The following is a 17,280-nucleotide window of genomic DNA, read 5'->3' on the forward strand; positions in this document are numbered from 1 at the left end:
AGATGACGCCCTTTAGAAGCCTTCTTTAGGGCGTTATCTGTACAAAAACTCCCATCAAAATGGCAAGGAGCCAGCCGTGATCCGCACCCTTCAACCGGGTCAGCGTTGCGAAGTGTGGACAGCCTCCGTGACCGGCGAAACCGAGCTGCTGTTCAGCACCGATGAGATCCTCCTTGAAGCCCCCAACTGGACGTTCGACGGTTCGGCATTGATTCTCAACGGAGACGGGAAGCTGTGGCGTCTCGACACGGACACCCGCGAACTTGCGCACATTCCGATCAGCGGCGGCCCGGACCTCAACAACGACCACGTGCTTGCACCTGATGGCCGAAACATCTTCCTTTCCGCCAACGACGGCCACATCTACCGCGCCCTGCTCAGCGGCGGCCCGGCCACACGCCTCACCGAGGACGGTGGATCCTTCCATTTCCTCCATGGTGTGAGCCCTGACGGCGCCCAGCTGGCCTACGTAGGTATCGAGGGCGGAGACTTCACGCAACCGGGCCACCTCATGACCATGGCGTCCGACGGCGGTGCTGCCGCCGGCTTCGGGGCCAAGCGCATCGACGTCGGCACCGGCCACTGCGACGGGCCGGAGTATGCACCCGATGGCAAGTGGCTGTACCTGAACACGGAATCCTTCACCACGGCCAAAGGCCATGCCCAGCTGGCCCGGATTCGCGTGGACGGCACCGGATTCGAGCAACTGCTTGAGTCCGCAACCGTCGACTGGTTCCCCCATCTCTCCCCCGATGGCCGCTACGCGAGTTACGTCCGGTTCCCCAGCGGAACGGTGGGCCACCCAGCCGACTTGTCTGTCGACGTCGTACTTGTTTCGACCGAGGACTGGACCACCCCACTCCGGACATGGCCACTTTTGGGCGGTCAGGGTACCCTCAACGTCAACAGCTGGTCGCCGGATTCCGGGCGCTTTGCGTTTGTGGCGTACCCGATCACTGACTCAACAAAGGACTGACTACGTGACCTTGAACAACGGCGCTTCCGACGGAACAATCCGCTGGGGCATCCTGGGCACCGGATTCATCGCCGGGCTGCAGACGCAGGACTTGAAGGACAACGGCTTCACCGTGCAGGCCGTCGGCTCGCGTTCAGCGGAGTCCAGCCATGCTTTCGGGGAGCAATATGGTGTGGCTACGGCGCACGGCAGTTATGAAGACCTGGTGGCAGACCCTTTGGTTGACGTGGTTTACATCGCCACGCCGCACCCTTTCCATCATGCGAATGCCCTGCTGGCATTGAACGCGGGCAAGCACGTGCTGGTGGAGAAGTCGTTCACCATGAACGCCCGCGAAGCTCAGGACATCGTGGATCTTGCAGAATCCAAGGGACTTGTGGCCTTGGAAGCCATGTGGACCCGGTTCCTGCCGCACATCGTCAGGATCCGCGAGATCATCGCTGACGGGACCATCGGCGAGGTCCGCAAGGTGGTGGCCAGCCACAACCAGAGCCTGCCCAAAGACCCTGCACACCGGCTCAACGATCCCGCCCTTGGCGGCGGTGCCCTGCTGGACCTTGGCATCTACCCCATCTCCTTCGCTTTCGACGTTCTTGGCACCCCGTCTGCCATCCGCGCCAGCGCATCAATGACAGCCACCGGCGTCGACCGCCAGACTGCGGCGATATTTGATTACGACGGCGGCGCCCAGGCTTTGGTGGATTGCGAACTGGACGCGGCCAGCGCCAACCGTGCCCTGGTGATCGGCACCGAAGGGTGGATCGACATCGAGCACACTTGGTACAACCCCGTTCCGTTCACGGTTCACGCGGTGGATGGCAGCGTTGTGGAGCGGTACGAGCAAGCAGTGAGCAGCCGTGGCATGCAGTACCAGGCCGCTGAACTGGAACGTCTGGTCAAGGCCGGCGAGACGGCCGGAGCCATCTTGCCCCCGGCTGAGACCGTCGCCGTCATGGCCGCCATGGATGAGATCCGCCGACAGATCGGGCTGAGCTACGAGGCGGACGCTATCCTGGCCGACGCAGCCCTGGAGGGGAACCACAATGACTGATTCACCACGGCTCGCCGAACTCCGCCAGCAGGAAGAAGAACTGGTCTTTGCGAGCTTCGACCACCATGACGCTTGGCGGCTTGGTTCGTTGATCGCCAACCATGCCATCGCTTCGGAGTTCGGTGTGGCCATCGACATCCGCCGGCACAACATCGTGCTCTTCCGCTGCGTCCTGCCCGGCGCAACGTCCGACCAGGAAGAGTGGATCCGACGGAAATCCGCTTCGGTGCTGCGGTTTGAGCACAGTACTGCCTTGCTTTCCGAGGAATTCGCTGGCCGGGGCCACAGCCCGGTGGGCGGAGGTTGGCTGGCCCACGAGGACTATACGCTGGCGGGTGGTTCCTTCCCTCTCCGCGTGCGTGGTGCAGGTGTGATCGGTGCTGTGACGGTGTCCGGCCTGAGCTCCGACGAGGATCATCAGCTCGTGGTGGACGGGATCAGGAACTACCTGAAGACGGTGGGGGTTTAAGACGGGCTTCCGTCGAGCATTTTGGTCACTCGACAACCGTCGTGGAAGCGTGTTGGCCTATGGTTTTTGCGAAGCCTGTAAGCGTCTGATCCAGTTGTGGAAGCTCAGCTTCGGGAAGCCCGTACTTAATGAACTCTGTGGGGGCGAGTATGCGGTGGCCGGTCATGGCCGCAGCGAGCATTTCAAGGTCCAGGTGCGGGTCTCGGCGCTGGCACAGCAAAATCAGCTGCTGCGGGGTGAAGCGTTTGCTGCTGAGGATGGAGTAGGCATCGAGGTAGTCACGGGCGTAGCCGCGTGAGTAGACGGTGAGCAACTTCGAAGCCACCGAATCCTCCAGTGACATGACCGGCCCAATGTCCACTATTGCGGGTTTGTTCTCCCACCAGTCCAGTCCTAGATCAATCACAACGGCCGTTTGAAACTTGGTCACGGTAAGGCTGGCGAACTCCTCGTATTGACGGGTGACCTCTACCGAGTACCCCGCCTCGTCAAGCGCATGCGTGATCTTGTCCACGGAAGCTGCGAAGCTCTGCGGGGTGTGGCTCCGGTACTGGGCGAAGAGGTCAATGTCATCGGACATACGGCTGATGACACCGTGTTCGGCAAGGGCCTGTCCACCAGCGAGGATGAACCCCTCGGCGTCGAGAACGGACAGGGCTAGCTCTGTTGCTACGCGTTGAGCGTCGTCCATGCGGGATGTTCCTTGCTTTCGCGATGCCTGGGCAGTTGGGCAAAGGCGTCACTCCATAGCTGACGGCAACGTTCCGGGAGACGTATGGAGGGCCACAAACTGACCAGTCTGCCAGCGTTAATGATCTCTGCCATCTCCTCCGTGGACCCTGAGTTCTGCAGCGTCAGCTGGTAGAGGGACCTGCAGCTCGCATCATCGGCGACGTCGTAGCGACGCTCAGGTCCCCAGTCCAGATGGATTGGCAGTTCGATAGTGCCTGATGCTGGGCCCTTGAGGTCTTCCAGGGATCCAGGGACGAGATAGACAAGGGAATCGGCGATTGTGTGCCTGATTTCTGGTCCGTGTACGTATTCGCGGAGCCCGGCACGCACGCGTTCAGCTACGGTGGTGCCTTCCCTGGCCGCCTTCGCGTGTGCCTGGTTCCATAGCTCGTCCTCAATACGGACGGAGCGTCTGGGCGTGCCCGCCGACATAGTGATCTCCCTTCCAAGGAGTGCTCAAGTCCCATTCTACAGGGGTGTCATGACACTCGTGCGGGGGTCAAAGTTCGCACTTCGCCTGGACCTCCCGCACTTTAACCCTGACTCGGATCGGGACCCTTTGCCCCGCTACGTCTCGGAGCTGCGACGTCACCCACGCCGCGGGTACATATGCCTCCTTGCGGACCGTGCTGGACTACACCGGCGCGAACGTTGTCGAACAGGCTTGCGTCGACATCCCTGTGCCACGGGCACTCGTCGGCAAGGACGGAATCGTCCACGACGAGGAAGTCCGCTCGACGATCTCTCGAACGATGCGGGCACTCATAGGGGCCATCGAAAGTGGCAAACCGCATGATCCGCTGCGATAGATGGCGGTGCTTTCACGGCGCTGTTTGCCGCGACAGCTGAAGCCTGCTGGGGGCCGTCTGCTAGGCAAGCAGGTCACCGCCCCTTGAGCACGTACCGCCTCTCAGGACGCCCGACGCCGTACCTAAGTCTCACGTCCAGCGCACCTTCGTCGTGGAGGTACTCAAGGTAGCGGCGCGCACTGACCCGGGACGTACCCAACTGCTCGGCAACCTCCGCTGCGGAAAGGTCACCCGGCGCTGATTTCAATGCGGACTCGACAAGTTCCAGCGTCTCACCACTGCAGCCCTTGGGCAACGAACGCTCGGAAACACTGAGGCCAAAGACCCTGTTCACGTCGGATTGTTCAGCCTCGACCTTGGAAGCATCCAGCCCCTGGTAGGCACTGAGATAGTGCTCCAACCGCTCCTGGAGATCGGACTGTGAGAACGGCTTGATCAGGTAATGGACTATGCCGCCGCGAAGGGCTTTCCGCACCGTCTCCACCTCGCGGGCAGCACTGATCACCAGCACATCAAGATCCGGGGCAACGTCCCGCAACTGGTGCATCAGGTCCAAGCCATTGATGTCCGGGAGATGGATATCCAGCAGCACCAGGTCGGGCTGCAGCCGTTGCGTTTCCGCCAACGCCTGCGCACCTGTGTGGGCCACTCCCACCACCCCGAAACCGGGGCTTCGTTGGATGAAGCCCGCATGCACCTTGGCCACCATGAAGTCGTCATCGACAATCAGGACCTTGATCACTGTTGTTGTGCCCCTTTATCCAAACCCGTTTGGTTCTTGCTGAATCGTGCGGTGAATACTGCACCGGCGTCGTTGGACACGGTCAAGTCCCCACCGGACCGCCGGCAGATGACCCGTGAAAGCGCCAAGCCAAAACCCCGTGCATCCCCGGGTCCCGGTTCCTTAGTGGAGTAGCCTTGCTGGAAAATATCCTCGGCGGAACCCGAGGGCACGCCGGGGCCGTTATCCCGGACGGTCACCGCGACACCCTCCGGCGAGTCCACCACCAGTACGCTGACCGATGCGCCGGCGAGACCCGTGACGGCGTCGAACGCGTTATCCACCAGGTTGCCCACCACGGTGGTAATGTCCCGGGAGAGTTCATCCTTGACGCGCGGAAGCGCGGACCGGGGATCCAGTTTCAGGTCGGCACCGCGCTCGGTGGCCAGGCTGGCTTTGGCGATCAGCAGGGCGGCGAGCGCGGGATCTTCGATGCGGCTGGTGACGTCGTCGTTGAGCCGGGTGCGCTCCACAGTGGCGCCGTTGACGAACTGCACCACGGAATCGTATTCGCCGATTTGAATCAGTCCGGAGATGACGTGGAGTTGGTTGGCGAATTCGTGGGCCTGTGCACGAAGGGTATCGGTAACCGTGCGGGTGGCACCGAGTTCACTTTCAAGGGAGGACAGCTCGGTGCGGTCCCTCAAAGTGGTCACTGAGCCGATGTCGCGTCCGTGCGAGTGCAAGGCAACACGGTTCATCACCACCAGGCGCTCCCCAACCAACACCAGTTGGTCAGGGTCCGATTGTTCGCGGGTGAGCACCACCTTCAGCGCAGAATCGACGGGCAGGGACCGGAGCTTCTTGCCCACGCAGTCGTCGGGCAGGCCGAGCAATTGGCGGGCACTTTGGTTGGCTACCGTGATCCTCTCGTGCGGATCCAAGGCCACCACGCCTTCCTTCAGGCCTTGCAGCATGGCCTCGCGGTTTTCCACCAGTCCAGTGATTTCCCTTGGTTCCATGCCGAGGGTCTGCCGCTTTACCCGCCTGGAGAGAAGAAGCGAACCGGCAACTCCCAGGATGCTGGCCACTCCCAGATAAGTGAGGAGGTTGGGGACGGCGTCGCCGAGTCTTTCCAGGGTGGAGGGGTAGTTGCGACTGATGGAGGCGATGCCGATCATTTGACCGGAATCGTCGATTACCGGCACATGCGCCGACAGGACCGCCCCGGTACTGCCGTTGAGGACACCGGTCCAGGCCCGCCCTTCCATTACCCTGCTCTCGCCCAATGGCAAAGGCCTGCCGATCAGGCCGGGATCGGAGGCAGTGATCACTGTGCCGTCCAGCTTGGCGAGGGCCACGTGCGCCGAGCCTGAAACGGTCCTAACGGATTCGGCGACGGCGGGCAGTGCGGAGCCGCCGCGTGGCTCCGCGGCAGGGAGCATCTCGCGTACGGTGGGGTTGTTGCCCAGGGCTTCAGCTGCCGACAACGCCCGGCGTCCCTCGGTCCGTTCAAAGGCGGCGGCCGACTGTGCCAGGGAGATTGCCACCACTGCCACCAGGACGGCCAAAACAATCAGCAACTGCAGCACAAGGTATTGTCCGGCAAGGGACATGCCTCTTCTTCGAGCCAGTCGGGTCACTGAGATTTCCTTAGGTGGTGCCAGAGTGCGGGGTGTCTGGGGCGCTCCCGCGTGGCGTATCGGAACTATACCCCAGAGCTGCAGGCGACCATCCAACACCGTGAACGCAATGAACTTAAAGATCACTGCGAACACAAGAGTGATCGCCGTCACGCCCACCCCTAGCATCGATTCACGGGGCACAACGTTGATCGCCCTGCAGAGAATTCAAAACTGAGAAGAGGAACACCATGCGCCAGATCCGCGCATTGCGAGTCGCCGCCGTCGCCGCCGGTCTCGCCCTGATGGCCACCGGTTGCGGTGCCACCGGCAAGAACTCCACTGGTTCTGAAAGCTCCGGCGCTGCCGCCGGACCCATCACCGGCCTCCAGATCATGGTTCCGAACACTCCCGGTGGCGGCTACGACACCACCGCCCGGGCAGCAGCCAAGGTACTCGACGACGAGAAGATCGCCAGCAACACCGAGGTGTTCAACCTTGCAGGCGCGGGCGGCACTGTTGGCCTGGCACGTGTGGTGAACGAAAAGGGCAATGGCGATCTCACCATGCTCATGGGCCTGGGCGTTGTCGGGGCCAGCTACACCAACAAGTCCCAGTCCAAACTGACGGACACCACCCCCTTGGCCAAGCTCATTGAAGAGCCCGGCGCCATCATGGTCAGCAAGGACTCCCCCTACAAGACCATTGACGATCTCGTGAAGGCCTGGAAGGCAGATCCCGCATCGATCTCCGTAGGTGGCGGCTCCTCCCCCGGCGGTCCGGACCACCTCCTGCCGATGCAGTTGGCCGGTGCCGTAGGCATCGACGCCACCAAGGTCAACTTTGTCTCCTACGACGGCGGCGGCGATCTCCTGCCCGCCATCCTGGGCAACAAGCTGGGCTTCGCCGCTTCAGGTGCCGGTGAGTACCTGGAGCAGATCAAGTCCGGAGAGGTCCGCGTCCTTGCAACCAGCGGCGAAAAGCGGCTTGAGGGCGTGGATGCCCCCACACTCAAGGAATCAAACATCGACCTCGTGTTCAGCAACTGGCGCGGCGTTGTGGCCCCTCCCGGTATCAGCGACGAGGACAAGAAATCCCTGATTGCCGCACTCGAGAAGATGCACGAGTCCGCGGGCTGGAAAGAAGCGCTCAAGACCCACAGCTGGACGGATGCCTTTGTCACCGGTGATGAGTTCAAGACGTTCCTGACCGACCAGGACAAGCGGGTGGCTGACGTCCTCACCAAGCTTGGTTTGGCGTGAGCTCTGCAGTAACAGGCTTGAAAGGCCGCGCCGAGCTGGGGGTTGCCCACCTGCTCGGCGTGGTCGGGGTCCTTGTCTTCCTGGACGCCAACGGCCTGGTGACCCCGTACTCGAAATCGGATCCGGTGGGTCCAAAGACTGTCCCGTTCATCGTTGCCGGACTACTGGTGGTCTGTGCCGTCCTGCTGGCCATCAACGTCCTGCGTGGCGGCAAAGGCGAGGCTGAAGGCGGCGAGGATGTGGACCTGGCCCACCCCGCCGACTGGAAGACTGTCCTGCCTTTGGCTGGAGCTTTCCTGCTCAACATCCTGCTCATCGACTGGGCAGGATGGGTCATCTCCGGCACCGTACTTTTCTGGGGCAGCGTCCTGGCCCTCGGCAGCCGCCGCTACATCCGTGACGGAATCATCTCCGTGGCGCTTTCCCTGCTGACCTTCTACGGCTTCTACCTCGGCCTCGGCATTGCATTGCCGGCCGGGCTCCTGGAAGGAATCCTCTGATGGACGTCTGGTCCTCCCTGATGGACGGTTTCTCCACCGCCCTGACCCCCTTGAACCTCATGTACGCCATGATCGGCGTTATTCTGGGCACCGCTGTGGGTGTCCTCCCCGGACTCGGCCCGGCCATGACCGTTGCCTTGCTGCTTCCGGTCACGTACGCGCTTGAACCCACCAGTGCGTTCATCATGTTCGCCGGCATCTACTACGGCGGCATGTACGGCGGTTCCACCACGTCGATCCTGCTGAATACTCCCGGCGAATCGTCGTCTGTGGTCACGGCCATCGAAGGCAACAAGATGGCCAAGGCGGGACGCGCCGCCCAGGCGCTTGCGACGGCGGCCATCGGCTCGTTCGTGGCGGGCACCATTGGCACCACCCTCCTTGCCGTCTGCGCACCGATCGTTGTGAAGTTCGCTGTCAGCCTGGGCTCCCCCAGCTACTTCGCCATCATGATGCTGGCGCTCCTGGCCGTCACCGCAGTCCTGGGCAAGTCACGCCTGCGTGGCTTCGCCTCTCTGGGCCTCGGTTTGGCTATCGGCCTGGTGGGCCTGGATTCCGTGACCGGTCAGAGCCGCCTCACGTTCGGCATTCCGCTGTTGTCTGACGGACTGGACATTGTTGTGGTGGCCGTGGCCATCTTCGCCGTGGGCGAGGCACTCTGGGTAGCCGCCCATTTGCGCCGCACCCCGTTGCACATCATTCCCGTTGGCCGTCCGTGGATGGGCAAGAAGGACTGGCAACGTTCCTGGAAGCCGTGGCTTCGCGGCACGGTATTCGGTTTCCCGTTCGGGGCTTTGCCCGCCGGTGGTGCCGAAATTCCGACGTTCCTTAGTTACGTCACCGAGAAGCGCCTCAGCAAGCACCCTGAAGAATTCGGGCATGGAGCCATCGAAGGTGTGGCCGGACCGGAAGCTGCGAACAACGCGGCCGCCGCGGGCACCCTCACCCCCATGCTGGCGCTCGGCCTGCCCACCAACGCCACGGCCGCTGTGATGCTGGCAGCGTTCACGTCCTACGGCATCCAGCCAGGCCCGCAGCTCTTCTCAAGCCAAGGACCTCTGGTGTGGGCCTTGATCGCGAGCCTCTTCATCGGCAACCTGCTGCTCCTGCTGATCAACCTGCCCCTGGCACCGCTGTGGGCCAAGCTGCTCCAGTTGCCCCGCCCCTACCTGTACGCAGGCATCCTGTTCTTCGCCACGTTGGGCGCCTACTCGGTGAATCTCCAGGCGTTCGACCTGGTGATCCTGCTGGTCCTGGGCGCGTTGGGGTTCATGATGCGTCGGTTCGGGCTCCCCGTACTGCCGCTCATCCTCGGCGTCATCCTGGGTCCGCGCCTGGAAGGCCAGCTCCGCAAGACCCTCCAGCTGAGCGCCGGCGACCCGGCAGGGCTCTTCAGCGAGCCGATCGCCGTCGGGATTTACGTCATCATCGGCATCATCCTGGCCTGGCCGCTGGTGCTCAGGCTCATTCGGCGGAACCGCCCGGCGGCAGCGCCCGCTGTACCGTCCAGTCCGGACAGCCATGCAGGGCCCGAATCAATCCACCACGAGACCACCCCGGTCCAGCACAAACAGGAGAAACCATGACCATCGTGGTGGGATACGTCCCCACGCCGGAAGGCGAAGCAGCACTGACGCAAGCGATTGCCGAGGCCAAGAAGGGCAACGACACCCTGCTGGTCATCAACTCCTCCAAGGGCGATGCCCTGGTGGACAACCGCTTCGCGCAGGAGCCGGATATCCAGAGCATCGAGGACCGGCTGGCCGAACACGGCATTCAGCACATCATCAAGCAACCCATCCGCGGCCATGACGCAGCGGCGGAGGTGCTGGATGCTGCCGAGGAACATGACGCCGGCTTGATCGTCATCGGCCTCCGGCGCCGCAGCCCGGTGGGCAAGCTCATCATGGGCAGCGTGTCCCAGCGCATCCTCCTGGAGGCGGACTGCCCGGTCCTTGCCGTGAAGGCGGACTAGGAGTTTCACGACGCACGACGACGGCTGGTCACTTTGGTGACCGGCCGCCGTCGTTTTTTATGCCAAAATTGCCAAAACGATTTGTCCAAGACGTGCAGTCACTCTATTTCCGCCTCTGGCACATCGTCAAGGGCTGAAATTTTCTGATAACCAACCGTTGACAGCCTTCCAAGGATGGGCCTAATCTGAGTGCCAAGTCGTTTTGGCAAAACGATTTTTCAAGCCAAAAAGTGTTACCCCTCATCTCTCTGCAATTTCCGTTCAAGAGAAAGTGAGTCGACAGCGATGTCCACTCGAAACACCATCTCCAAGCTCGTCACCCTCGGCGGGCTGTGCACCGCCGTCGCACTCGTTGCCACCGGTTGTGGCGCCGGCGGTCCCGCACCATCGTCGGGCGGCTCCGGCGGCTCCAGCTCCATCAACGTCCTGGTCGAGGCCGGCGGCCACGCCGAACTAACCGGCGTAGCCGAGCAGTGCAAAAAGGACGCCGGCGTGGACGTGAACTTCGTCGAACTCCCCTACGACGGCATGTTCAACCGCCTCTCCAGCGAGTTCTCCTCGGGCAACGTGTCCTTCGATGTCGCGGCCCTGGATTCCGTATGGCTGCCAAGCTTCAAGGACGCCGTCCAGCCCATCGATGAGCTGTTCACCGATGACGTCAAGAAGGACATCTTCCCCGCCCTGGTGAAGGAAGCCAACGTGGACGGCCACTTCATCGGCATGCCTGCCTGGACCAATGCCGAGATCATCCTGTACCGCAAGGACCTGTTCGAGGACGCCAAGAACAAGAGTGATTTCCAGGCCAAGTACGGCTACGAGCTCGCTGCCCCCAAGACGTGGAAGCAGTACCAGGACATTTCCGCGTTCTTCACCAAGGACGGAATGTACGGCACGGACGTCAAAGGCGCCGTGGAAACCGAATGGCTGGCCCACGTCCTCCAGGCCGGCTCACCGATGGTCCTGGACAAGGACAACAACGTGGTCATCGACAACGCCGCCCACAAGGAAGCCCTGGACTTCTACGTAAGCCTGGCCAAGGACGCCCCGAGTGGTGCTGCACAGGTTGACTGGGCTGCAGCGCAAAACCTGTTCAACCAGGGCAAGACGGCCATGACCCGCTTCTGGGCCCACGCGTACCGGCAGATCCCCGCCGATGCTCCCGTGGCAGGCAAGGTAGGAGCCGCCGCGATGGTTGGCGGCAGCGCCGGCGTCGCAGGCGTTCCGGGACCGTGGTACCTGTCAGTTCCCAAGACAACCAAGAACACGGACGCTGCCAAGAAGTTCATCAAGTGCGCCTACGACTACAACGACAAGGGAATTGAATCCAAGCTTGGCTTGGCCTCCCGCATCAGTGCCTTCCAGAAGTACCAGGACCAGCCTGGTTACGAGAGCTTCAAGCCGCTGATTGAAACCCTCAACGCTCCGGCAACAGCCACCCGGCCCGCAACCGCCAAGTGGCAGCAGATCGTTGACACCGTCCTCATCCCGCTGCTGCAGAAGGCCGTGGCCGGTGGAGACACCTCGGCGCTCCTGGCCGATGCCAAGAAGCAGATCCAGGACCTCCTGAAGTAGAACTCCGCGGCCGGCACCGGCACGCGCACCGCGCGAAAAACAGTGCCGGCCGCGGTCCCAACCAGCAGAAAAGAAATACCGTGCGTATCTCCGATCGCCGCTTCGCCCTCTATCTGATGACGCCCGCGGCACTGTTCCTGGCCGTATTTGTGGCCTACCCGCTCTTCCGCCTGGTGGCTGACAGCTTCTTCAAGATCTCCCCCATCGCCGGCGGACCCCGCGATTTCGTGGGGTTCCAGAACTACGTCACCGCCTTCACCTCCGAAGCGTTCACCAATGCCGGATGGCGGACCCTCGCCTACACCCTGGTGGTGGTGACCCTCGAATTCGCACTCGGCCTGGGCATGGCCCTGCTGTTCACCACGCTGGGTAAGAAATCCCAGATCTGGCGGACCGTCTTCCTCTACCCGCTGATGATCGCCCCGATCGTGGCAGGCCTGCTGTGGAAATTCCTGATGATCGATAACTTCGGCCTCATCGGAACGCTCCTCCACCAGGCAGGCATCCTCTCCGACCCCAACCAGATCGGTTGGCTGTCCGATCCCAACATTGTGTTGTTCTCCGTTGCCATCCCGGACATCTGGCTCACCACCTCCTTCATGTGCTTGGTGCTCTTCGCGGGCCTCCAGAACATCCCGGGCGACCTCCTCGAGGCTGCCCGCCTGGACGGTGCACGGGCTCCGGCACTCCTGTTCCGGATCATCCTTCCCCTGCTGCGTCCGGTGATCGCCGTTGCCTTGGTGGTCCGCGGTATTGACGCCGCGCGGGCCTTCGACACCATCCTCATCCAAACCAACGGCGGACCCCAGTCGGCCTCCGAAACGATGAGCCTGCTGATCTACCGGACCATGATCCGCTTCGGCGACCCCGGCCTGGCCAGCGCCATGGGCACCATCTACCTCCTCGCAATGCTCGCCATTGCCTTCGTTGCAGTGGCCACCATCTGGCGGCCAGGAAAGGACAACTGATGAGCAACGCGAGCCTGGCCACCAAACCTGAGCAGCCGTCGTCGAACGTTTCCACCACCGAACCGCCAATGAGGAGACGGCGGGGAGTCAACCGGGAAGGCCTCGAAGCCGGCAGGCGCAGCACCCGGACCATCCTGTGGATCCTGCTGGCCGCGGCCATGGTGCTTTACGGCTTCCCGTTCCTGTACTTGCTGTTCACGTCATTCAAGACACCGATCGACACCATCGCCGTTCCGCCCACCATCCTGCCCCGGGAGTGGACGCTGGAGAACTACACCAACGCCCTGGGCCGCAGCGGCGTGGTGGCATCGTTCATCAACAGCATCCAAACAGCGGTAATCAGCACCGTGCTGTCCCTGGTCCTGGCCGTTCCGGCTGCTTACGGCATCACACGGTACAAGACCCCCAGCGGACAGGTGTTCATCATGGCCGCTCTGGTTACCCGCATGGTCCCTCCGGTGGCCATCGGCATTCCGCTGGCTTCCATGATGGCTTCCGTGGGCTTGGCAGATACCCCGATTGCCCTGTCCATTGCACACACCACCATCTCGCTTCCCCTCTCCATCTGGCTGATGTCCAGCTTCTTCGAATCCGTCCCCCGTGACTTGGAAGAAGCCGCAACCGTGGACGGGTGCAGCCGGCTTGGCGCACTGTGGCGGGTGGTGATCCCTGTGGTGTCCGGCGGTATTGCGGTCACGGCGATCTTCGCCTTCCTGGCTTCCTGGAACGAGTTCCTGTTCGCCCTCCTGATGACAGCCATCCGGTCCCAAACAACGCCGGTGGTCATCGCTAACTTCCAGACGCAGTTCGGACTGGACTGGGGTTCCATGACTGCCCTGGCTGCGGTCTACTCGATCCCGGTCATCCTGCTGACGCTCCTGCTGCAGCGCAAGATCGTAGCGGGCATGACGCTGGGCGCGGTCAAGGGCTAGCGCCACCATCAAGCAGTAGCCTACTGATAGCCCCTCCGGGGCATCACAAACCATAAGGACGTGGGAGCCACATGAGCAGCAAGAACATCGGTATCAAGGACGTTGCCGTCGCCGCCGGCGTGTCCGTCACCACCGTTTCCCACGTTCTCAACGAGGTCTCTTACGCCCGGATCAGCGAAGAAACCAGGGATAAGGTCCGGACGGCGGCCGAACAACTCGGTTACGGGCCCAATCGCCTGGCCCAGGCCCTCCGCACGCAAAGGACCGGCATGCTGGGGTTGGTGAGCGAGGAAATCGCCACGACTCCCCACGCCGGCCGGATCATCCTCGGTGCTGACGAAGCCGCCAAGGCCAGGGGCTACAACCTGATGATCATCAATACCCCGGGATCAGCGAGCCTCGAGTCCAGGCAAGCCGATGTCCAAGCCCTTCTGGAACGCCGCGTGGACGGGATCCTTTATGCCACCATGTACCACCGCAACGTCGAACTCCCGGCCAACCTTGGCAGCGTCCCCTCTGTCCTGGTGGACTCCGTGGCCATCGGCGGGAACATCACGGCCGTGGTCCCGGACGAAGACGGAGGTGCCCGGGCCGCTGTTGGAGCACTCCTGGACGCTGGCCACACCAAAGTGGGCTTCATCAACAACACCGACGACGTTCCGGCGACCCGCCAGCGGCTGCAGGCCTTCCGGGCCATGCTCACCGAAACAGGGCTCGACGGCGACGCGGCACCTGTGGAGTCCGAGGTCTCCGAGGTGCACGGCGGCTATGAAGCGGCCAAGCGGATCCTGTCGCGGGCGGACCGGCCTACGGCATTGTTCTGCTACAACGACCGGATGGCCATGGGCGCCTATCGGGCCGCCAGCGAGCTGGGGCTGAGTATCCCCCACGACCTTTCGGTGGTGGGCTTTGACGACCAGGAACTGATCGCAGCCAACCTCTATCCGGGCCTCACCACCGTGGCCCTCCCCCACTACGAAATGGGGGCCTGGGCCACTGAACACCTCATCGACGCCATCGAGGGCAAGGACGATCTCTCCTTGATGGCGCTCCACCCGACCATTCTGGGCTGCCCCTTGGTAAGCCGCGATTCCGTCGCAGCTCCCCGGTAGCACCCACCCAGCCCTTCAACGTCCCAAAAGGAACGCACCACATGTCCAGTAGCCTTGATGCCGCACGCCCGGAAACAGCCCCGGCCGAAACACCCAGATTCCGGCCTGCCGTTCACTTCACGGCGCGGGACACCTGGTTGAACGATCCCAACGGCCTGGTTTTCCACGACGGTTTGTACCACCTGTTCTTCCAGAACAACCCCTACGGCAACGTCTGGGGCAACATGTCCTGGGGCCACGCCACCTCCACCGACCTCCTCCGTTGGACGGAACATCCGGTGGCCATCGCGGGCGATGAGACAGAGGACATCTTCTCCGGGAGCGTGGTGGTGGACCACGGCAACACCTCCGGTTTTGGCACCGCGGAGTCACCGGCCTTGGTGGCCATTTACACCAGCGCCTTCAAAGCAGGGTCGGTTCACAGCGGCACGCAGGCCCAGTCCCTCGCGTACAGCGTTGACGGCGGAATGACGTGGCAAAAATACGATCGGAACCCTGTTCTCACCAGGGACTCCGCGCACTTCCGCGATCCCAAGGTGTTCCGCTACGAAAGCGCACAGGATTCCTGCTGGGTGATGGTCGCCGTCGAAGCTCAGCAGCAGAAGGTGGTCCTCTACCGCTCTGATGACCTCAAAACCTGGGACTTCCTGAGCGACTTTGGCCCGGCCAACGCTGACGCCGGCGAGTGGGAATGCCCCGATCTCTTTCCTTTGCCGGTGGACGGGGATCCGGAGAACGTCAATTGGGTACTGATCGTCAACGTCAACCCCGGTGCGGTGGCGGGAGGTTCGGGCGGCCAGTACTTCGTGGGACAGTTCGACGGCGTCAGTTTCGTTCCGGAGGCAGGCTCACTCGCGGCGCCTGCCGGAATCACCTCGCTGCCGGACGATGCTTCCCGGTCGGAAGCACTGCAGCAGAGCTTGTGGCTGGACTGGGGACGTGATTGCTATGCCTCCGTGTCCTTCAGCAACGCCCCGGATGACCGGCGCATCATCATCGGCTGGATGAACAACTGGGATTACGCCAACCAATTGCCCACGGCACCTTGGCGGTCCTCCATGACCCTTGCCCGCGAGTTGCGTCTAAGTTCCGGGAATGGCGGCGCCCGGCTGGTCCAGCATCCAGTCCTTGGAGGTTCGGAGGAAGAACTGCTTCACGCGGGCAACATCGAGTTGGGAGCATCAGCCCTGCGCTTGCCCGACGCCGTTCCGGGTGCAGCCCAGGTGATCGAAGCTGAAATCGCGCCGGGAACCGCAGAGCGTGTTGAGCTGCGGCTGCTCGCCAGCTCCGACGGCCGCCAAGGCACTGTCTTGAGCTACGCCGCAGGCAATGGCCGGCTCACCCTTGACCGCTCCCGGTCAGGAGAGACCACGTTCCACGAAAAGTTCGCGTCCGTCGAATCCGCGCCCGTTGGCTTGGAGGACGGTGTCCTCAAACTGCTCATCGTGGTGGATCAGTGCTCCGTGGAAGTCTTCGCGCAGGACGGAAAGGTGGTCCTGACCGATCTTGTCTTCCCGGAAGCCCACAGCCAGGAGAACTCGCTGGCCGCGGAGGGCGGCATTGCAACAGTTCTGAAGCTCGCGGTTTCATCACTCGCCTAAGGAGAAGTCCGAATGCAAAAAGTACAAGACACCCACCCGGAAACAGAAGTCGTGGTCGTCGGCGAAGCCTTGGTGGATATCGTCGTCTCGTCCCAAGGCAGCGTGGAACACCCGGGAGGATCTCCCGCGAACGTGGCTTACGGCCTCGGACGGCTTGGCGTGCCTACCGCTTTGTTGACCTCGATCGGAGACGACCACCACGGTGCTGCCATCGAGCGGCACCTGGCGAGTGCCGGCGTCGAACTCCTGGGCGGCGCCAGCCTCGGCGGCCGCACCGCGACGGCCACCGCCACCATTGCGTCGGACGGTTCAGCCCACTACGACTTCGACATCCAGTGGGAGCTTCCCCGGATCGCTCCAATGACGGTGCCCAAGATCCTGCACACCGGCTCGATTGCCACCTTCCTGGAACCCGGAGCAGCAGTGGTACGGGAGCTGCTTGGGCAGGTACATCAGCGATGCATTGTCACCTACGATCCCAATATCCGCCCGGCCCTGCTGGGCACCCAGGCCAGCGCCAAGGCCATCTTCGAGGACCTGATTCCCTTCACGGACGTGGTCAAACTCAGCGACGAGGACGCGCGGTGGCTCTACCCGGGGGTCTCCCTCGAGGACGCTTCGCAACGCATCCTGGACCTGGGGGCCGGACTTGTAGTGGTCACCAAGGGCTCCGAAGGATCCATGCTCTCGACCGCAGGCGCTCAGGTCCTGGTCCCGTCCGTGAAATCCACGGTGGCGGACACCATCGGCGCGGGGGACTCGTACATGTCCGCCCTGATCTACGGTCTTCTCCTCACCGGCGTTGACCGGCTCACACCGGAGGCGTTGGAGTCCTTGGGCCGCCGCGCCACCAAGGCCGCGGCCATCACGGTGCGCCGCGCGGGCGCCAACCCGCCGACGTCGGACGAGCTGCTGGCCGAACTGCCTGAACTGGCCGGAACAGCCGAACACCAGCCCGCCAACTGACCACGCTCAACC

General features: G+C 62.8%; 18 protein-coding genes. 14 read left to right on the top strand and 4 right to left on the bottom strand.

Annotated elements, in window-relative coordinates; translation table 11 throughout:
• Positions 1-76: 76 nt before the first annotated feature.
• From PJL15_RS02245 to PJL15_RS02255, 3 genes are read left to right on the top strand one after another with little or no spacing between them, the layout of a single operon-like run.
• The gene (locus PJL15_RS02245; RefSeq protein ID WP_281449582.1) at positions 77-976 is read left to right on the top strand and encodes a TolB family protein; all 900 of its coding nucleotides are present in this window, start codon (positions 77-79) and stop codon (positions 974-976) included.
• Positions 977-980: 4 nt separating this feature from the next.
• Positions 981-2,027: a Gfo/Idh/MocA family protein gene (locus PJL15_RS02250; RefSeq protein WP_281449583.1), complete on the top strand. Its 1,047-nt coding sequence runs from the start codon at positions 981-983 to the stop codon at positions 2,025-2,027.
• Positions 2,020-2,496 (top strand): heme-degrading domain-containing protein, encoded by a 477-nt coding sequence (locus PJL15_RS02255; protein WP_281449584.1) that lies wholly within the window; start codon positions 2,020-2,022, stop codon positions 2,494-2,496. Before PJL15_RS02250 ends, PJL15_RS02255 begins: the two co-directional genes overlap by 8 nt.
• 25 nt (positions 2,497-2,521) lie before the next feature.
• Here the strand turns inward: PJL15_RS02255 and PJL15_RS02260 are convergent, their stop codons facing one another.
• On the bottom strand, positions 2,522-3,187 hold the full coding sequence (locus tag PJL15_RS02260; protein ID WP_281449585.1) for a nucleotidyl transferase AbiEii/AbiGii toxin family protein: 666 nt from the start codon (positions 3,185-3,187) through the stop codon (positions 2,522-2,524).
• Positions 3,166-3,660: a hypothetical protein gene (locus PJL15_RS02265; protein ID WP_281449586.1), complete on the bottom strand. Its 495-nt coding sequence runs from the start codon at positions 3,658-3,660 to the stop codon at positions 3,166-3,168. The genes PJL15_RS02260 and PJL15_RS02265 overlap by 22 nt, the downstream gene beginning before the upstream one ends.
• Before the next feature lie 185 nt (positions 3,661-3,845).
• On the opposite strand from PJL15_RS02265, the gene PJL15_RS02270 reads away from it, so the two are divergent.
• Positions 3,846-4,037, top strand: a complete 192-nt coding sequence (locus tag PJL15_RS02270) for a hypothetical protein (RefSeq protein WP_281449587.1) — start codon at positions 3,846-3,848, stop codon at positions 4,035-4,037.
• Positions 4,038-4,110: 73 nt separating this feature from the next.
• Here PJL15_RS02270 and PJL15_RS02275 read toward each other — a convergent pair whose 3' ends face one another.
• Positions 4,111-4,779, bottom strand: a complete 669-nt coding sequence (locus PJL15_RS02275; protein WP_281449588.1) for a response regulator — start codon at positions 4,777-4,779, stop codon at positions 4,111-4,113.
• Positions 4,776-6,374 carry a sensor histidine kinase gene (locus tag PJL15_RS02280; protein WP_281449589.1) on the bottom strand — a complete coding sequence of 533 codons (1,599 nt, stop codon included), beginning with the start codon at positions 6,372-6,374 and terminating at the stop codon, positions 4,776-4,778. Before PJL15_RS02280 ends, PJL15_RS02275 begins: the two co-directional genes overlap by 4 nt.
• Positions 6,375-6,631: 257 nt before the next feature.
• On the opposite strand from PJL15_RS02280, the gene PJL15_RS02285 reads away from it, so the two are divergent.
• The 10 genes from PJL15_RS02285 to PJL15_RS02330 all read left to right on the top strand — a co-directional run bounded on the left by PJL15_RS02285 (position 6,632) and on the right by PJL15_RS02330 (position 17,268).
• A complete protein-coding gene (locus PJL15_RS02285) occupies positions 6,632-7,642 on the top strand; it encodes a Bug family tripartite tricarboxylate transporter substrate binding protein (RefSeq protein ID WP_281449590.1) in 1,011 nt (336 codons plus the stop codon).
• The gene (locus PJL15_RS02290; protein WP_281449591.1) at positions 7,639-8,142 is read left to right on the top strand and encodes a tripartite tricarboxylate transporter TctB family protein; all 504 of its coding nucleotides are present in this window, start codon (positions 7,639-7,641) and stop codon (positions 8,140-8,142) included. The genes PJL15_RS02285 and PJL15_RS02290 overlap by 4 nt, the downstream gene beginning before the upstream one ends.
• Complete coding sequence (locus PJL15_RS02295; protein WP_281449592.1) at positions 8,142-9,728, top strand: tripartite tricarboxylate transporter permease; 1,587 nt, start codon at positions 8,142-8,144, stop codon at positions 9,726-9,728. Before PJL15_RS02290 ends, PJL15_RS02295 begins: the two co-directional genes overlap by 1 nt.
• On the top strand, positions 9,725-10,117 hold the full coding sequence (locus tag PJL15_RS02300) for a universal stress protein (RefSeq protein WP_281449593.1): 393 nt from the start codon (positions 9,725-9,727) through the stop codon (positions 10,115-10,117). The genes PJL15_RS02295 and PJL15_RS02300 overlap by 4 nt, the downstream gene beginning before the upstream one ends.
• Positions 10,118-10,402: 285 nt before the next feature.
• Positions 10,403-11,689 (top strand): ABC transporter substrate-binding protein, encoded by a 1,287-nt coding sequence (locus tag PJL15_RS02305; RefSeq protein WP_281449594.1) that lies wholly within the window; start codon positions 10,403-10,405, stop codon positions 11,687-11,689.
• A gap of 80 nt (positions 11,690-11,769) precedes the next feature.
• Positions 11,770-12,657 (top strand): carbohydrate ABC transporter permease, encoded by an 888-nt coding sequence (locus PJL15_RS02310; protein ID WP_281449595.1) that lies wholly within the window; start codon positions 11,770-11,772, stop codon positions 12,655-12,657.
• A gap of 68 nt (positions 12,658-12,725) precedes the next feature.
• Entirely contained in the window at positions 12,726-13,589 is an 864-nt protein-coding gene (locus tag PJL15_RS02315; RefSeq protein ID WP_281449633.1) for a carbohydrate ABC transporter permease, read from the top strand.
• A 71-nt stretch (positions 13,590-13,660) separates the two neighbouring features.
• A complete protein-coding gene (locus PJL15_RS02320; RefSeq protein WP_281449596.1) occupies positions 13,661-14,701 on the top strand; it encodes a LacI family DNA-binding transcriptional regulator in 1,041 nt (346 codons plus the stop codon).
• 41 nt (positions 14,702-14,742) lie between these two features.
• Entirely contained in the window at positions 14,743-16,302 is a 1,560-nt protein-coding gene (locus tag PJL15_RS02325; protein ID WP_281449597.1) for a glycoside hydrolase family 32 protein, read from the top strand.
• Between the two features lie 12 nt (positions 16,303-16,314).
• On the top strand, positions 16,315-17,268 hold the full coding sequence (locus PJL15_RS02330) for a carbohydrate kinase family protein (protein WP_281449598.1): 954 nt from the start codon (positions 16,315-16,317) through the stop codon (positions 17,266-17,268).
• Positions 17,269-17,280 lie beyond the last annotated feature (12 nt).

The organism is Paenarthrobacter nitroguajacolicus, assembly GCF_029952445.1.
GTDB lineage: Bacteria > Actinomycetota > Actinomycetes > Actinomycetales > Micrococcaceae > Arthrobacter > Arthrobacter nitroguajacolicus_B.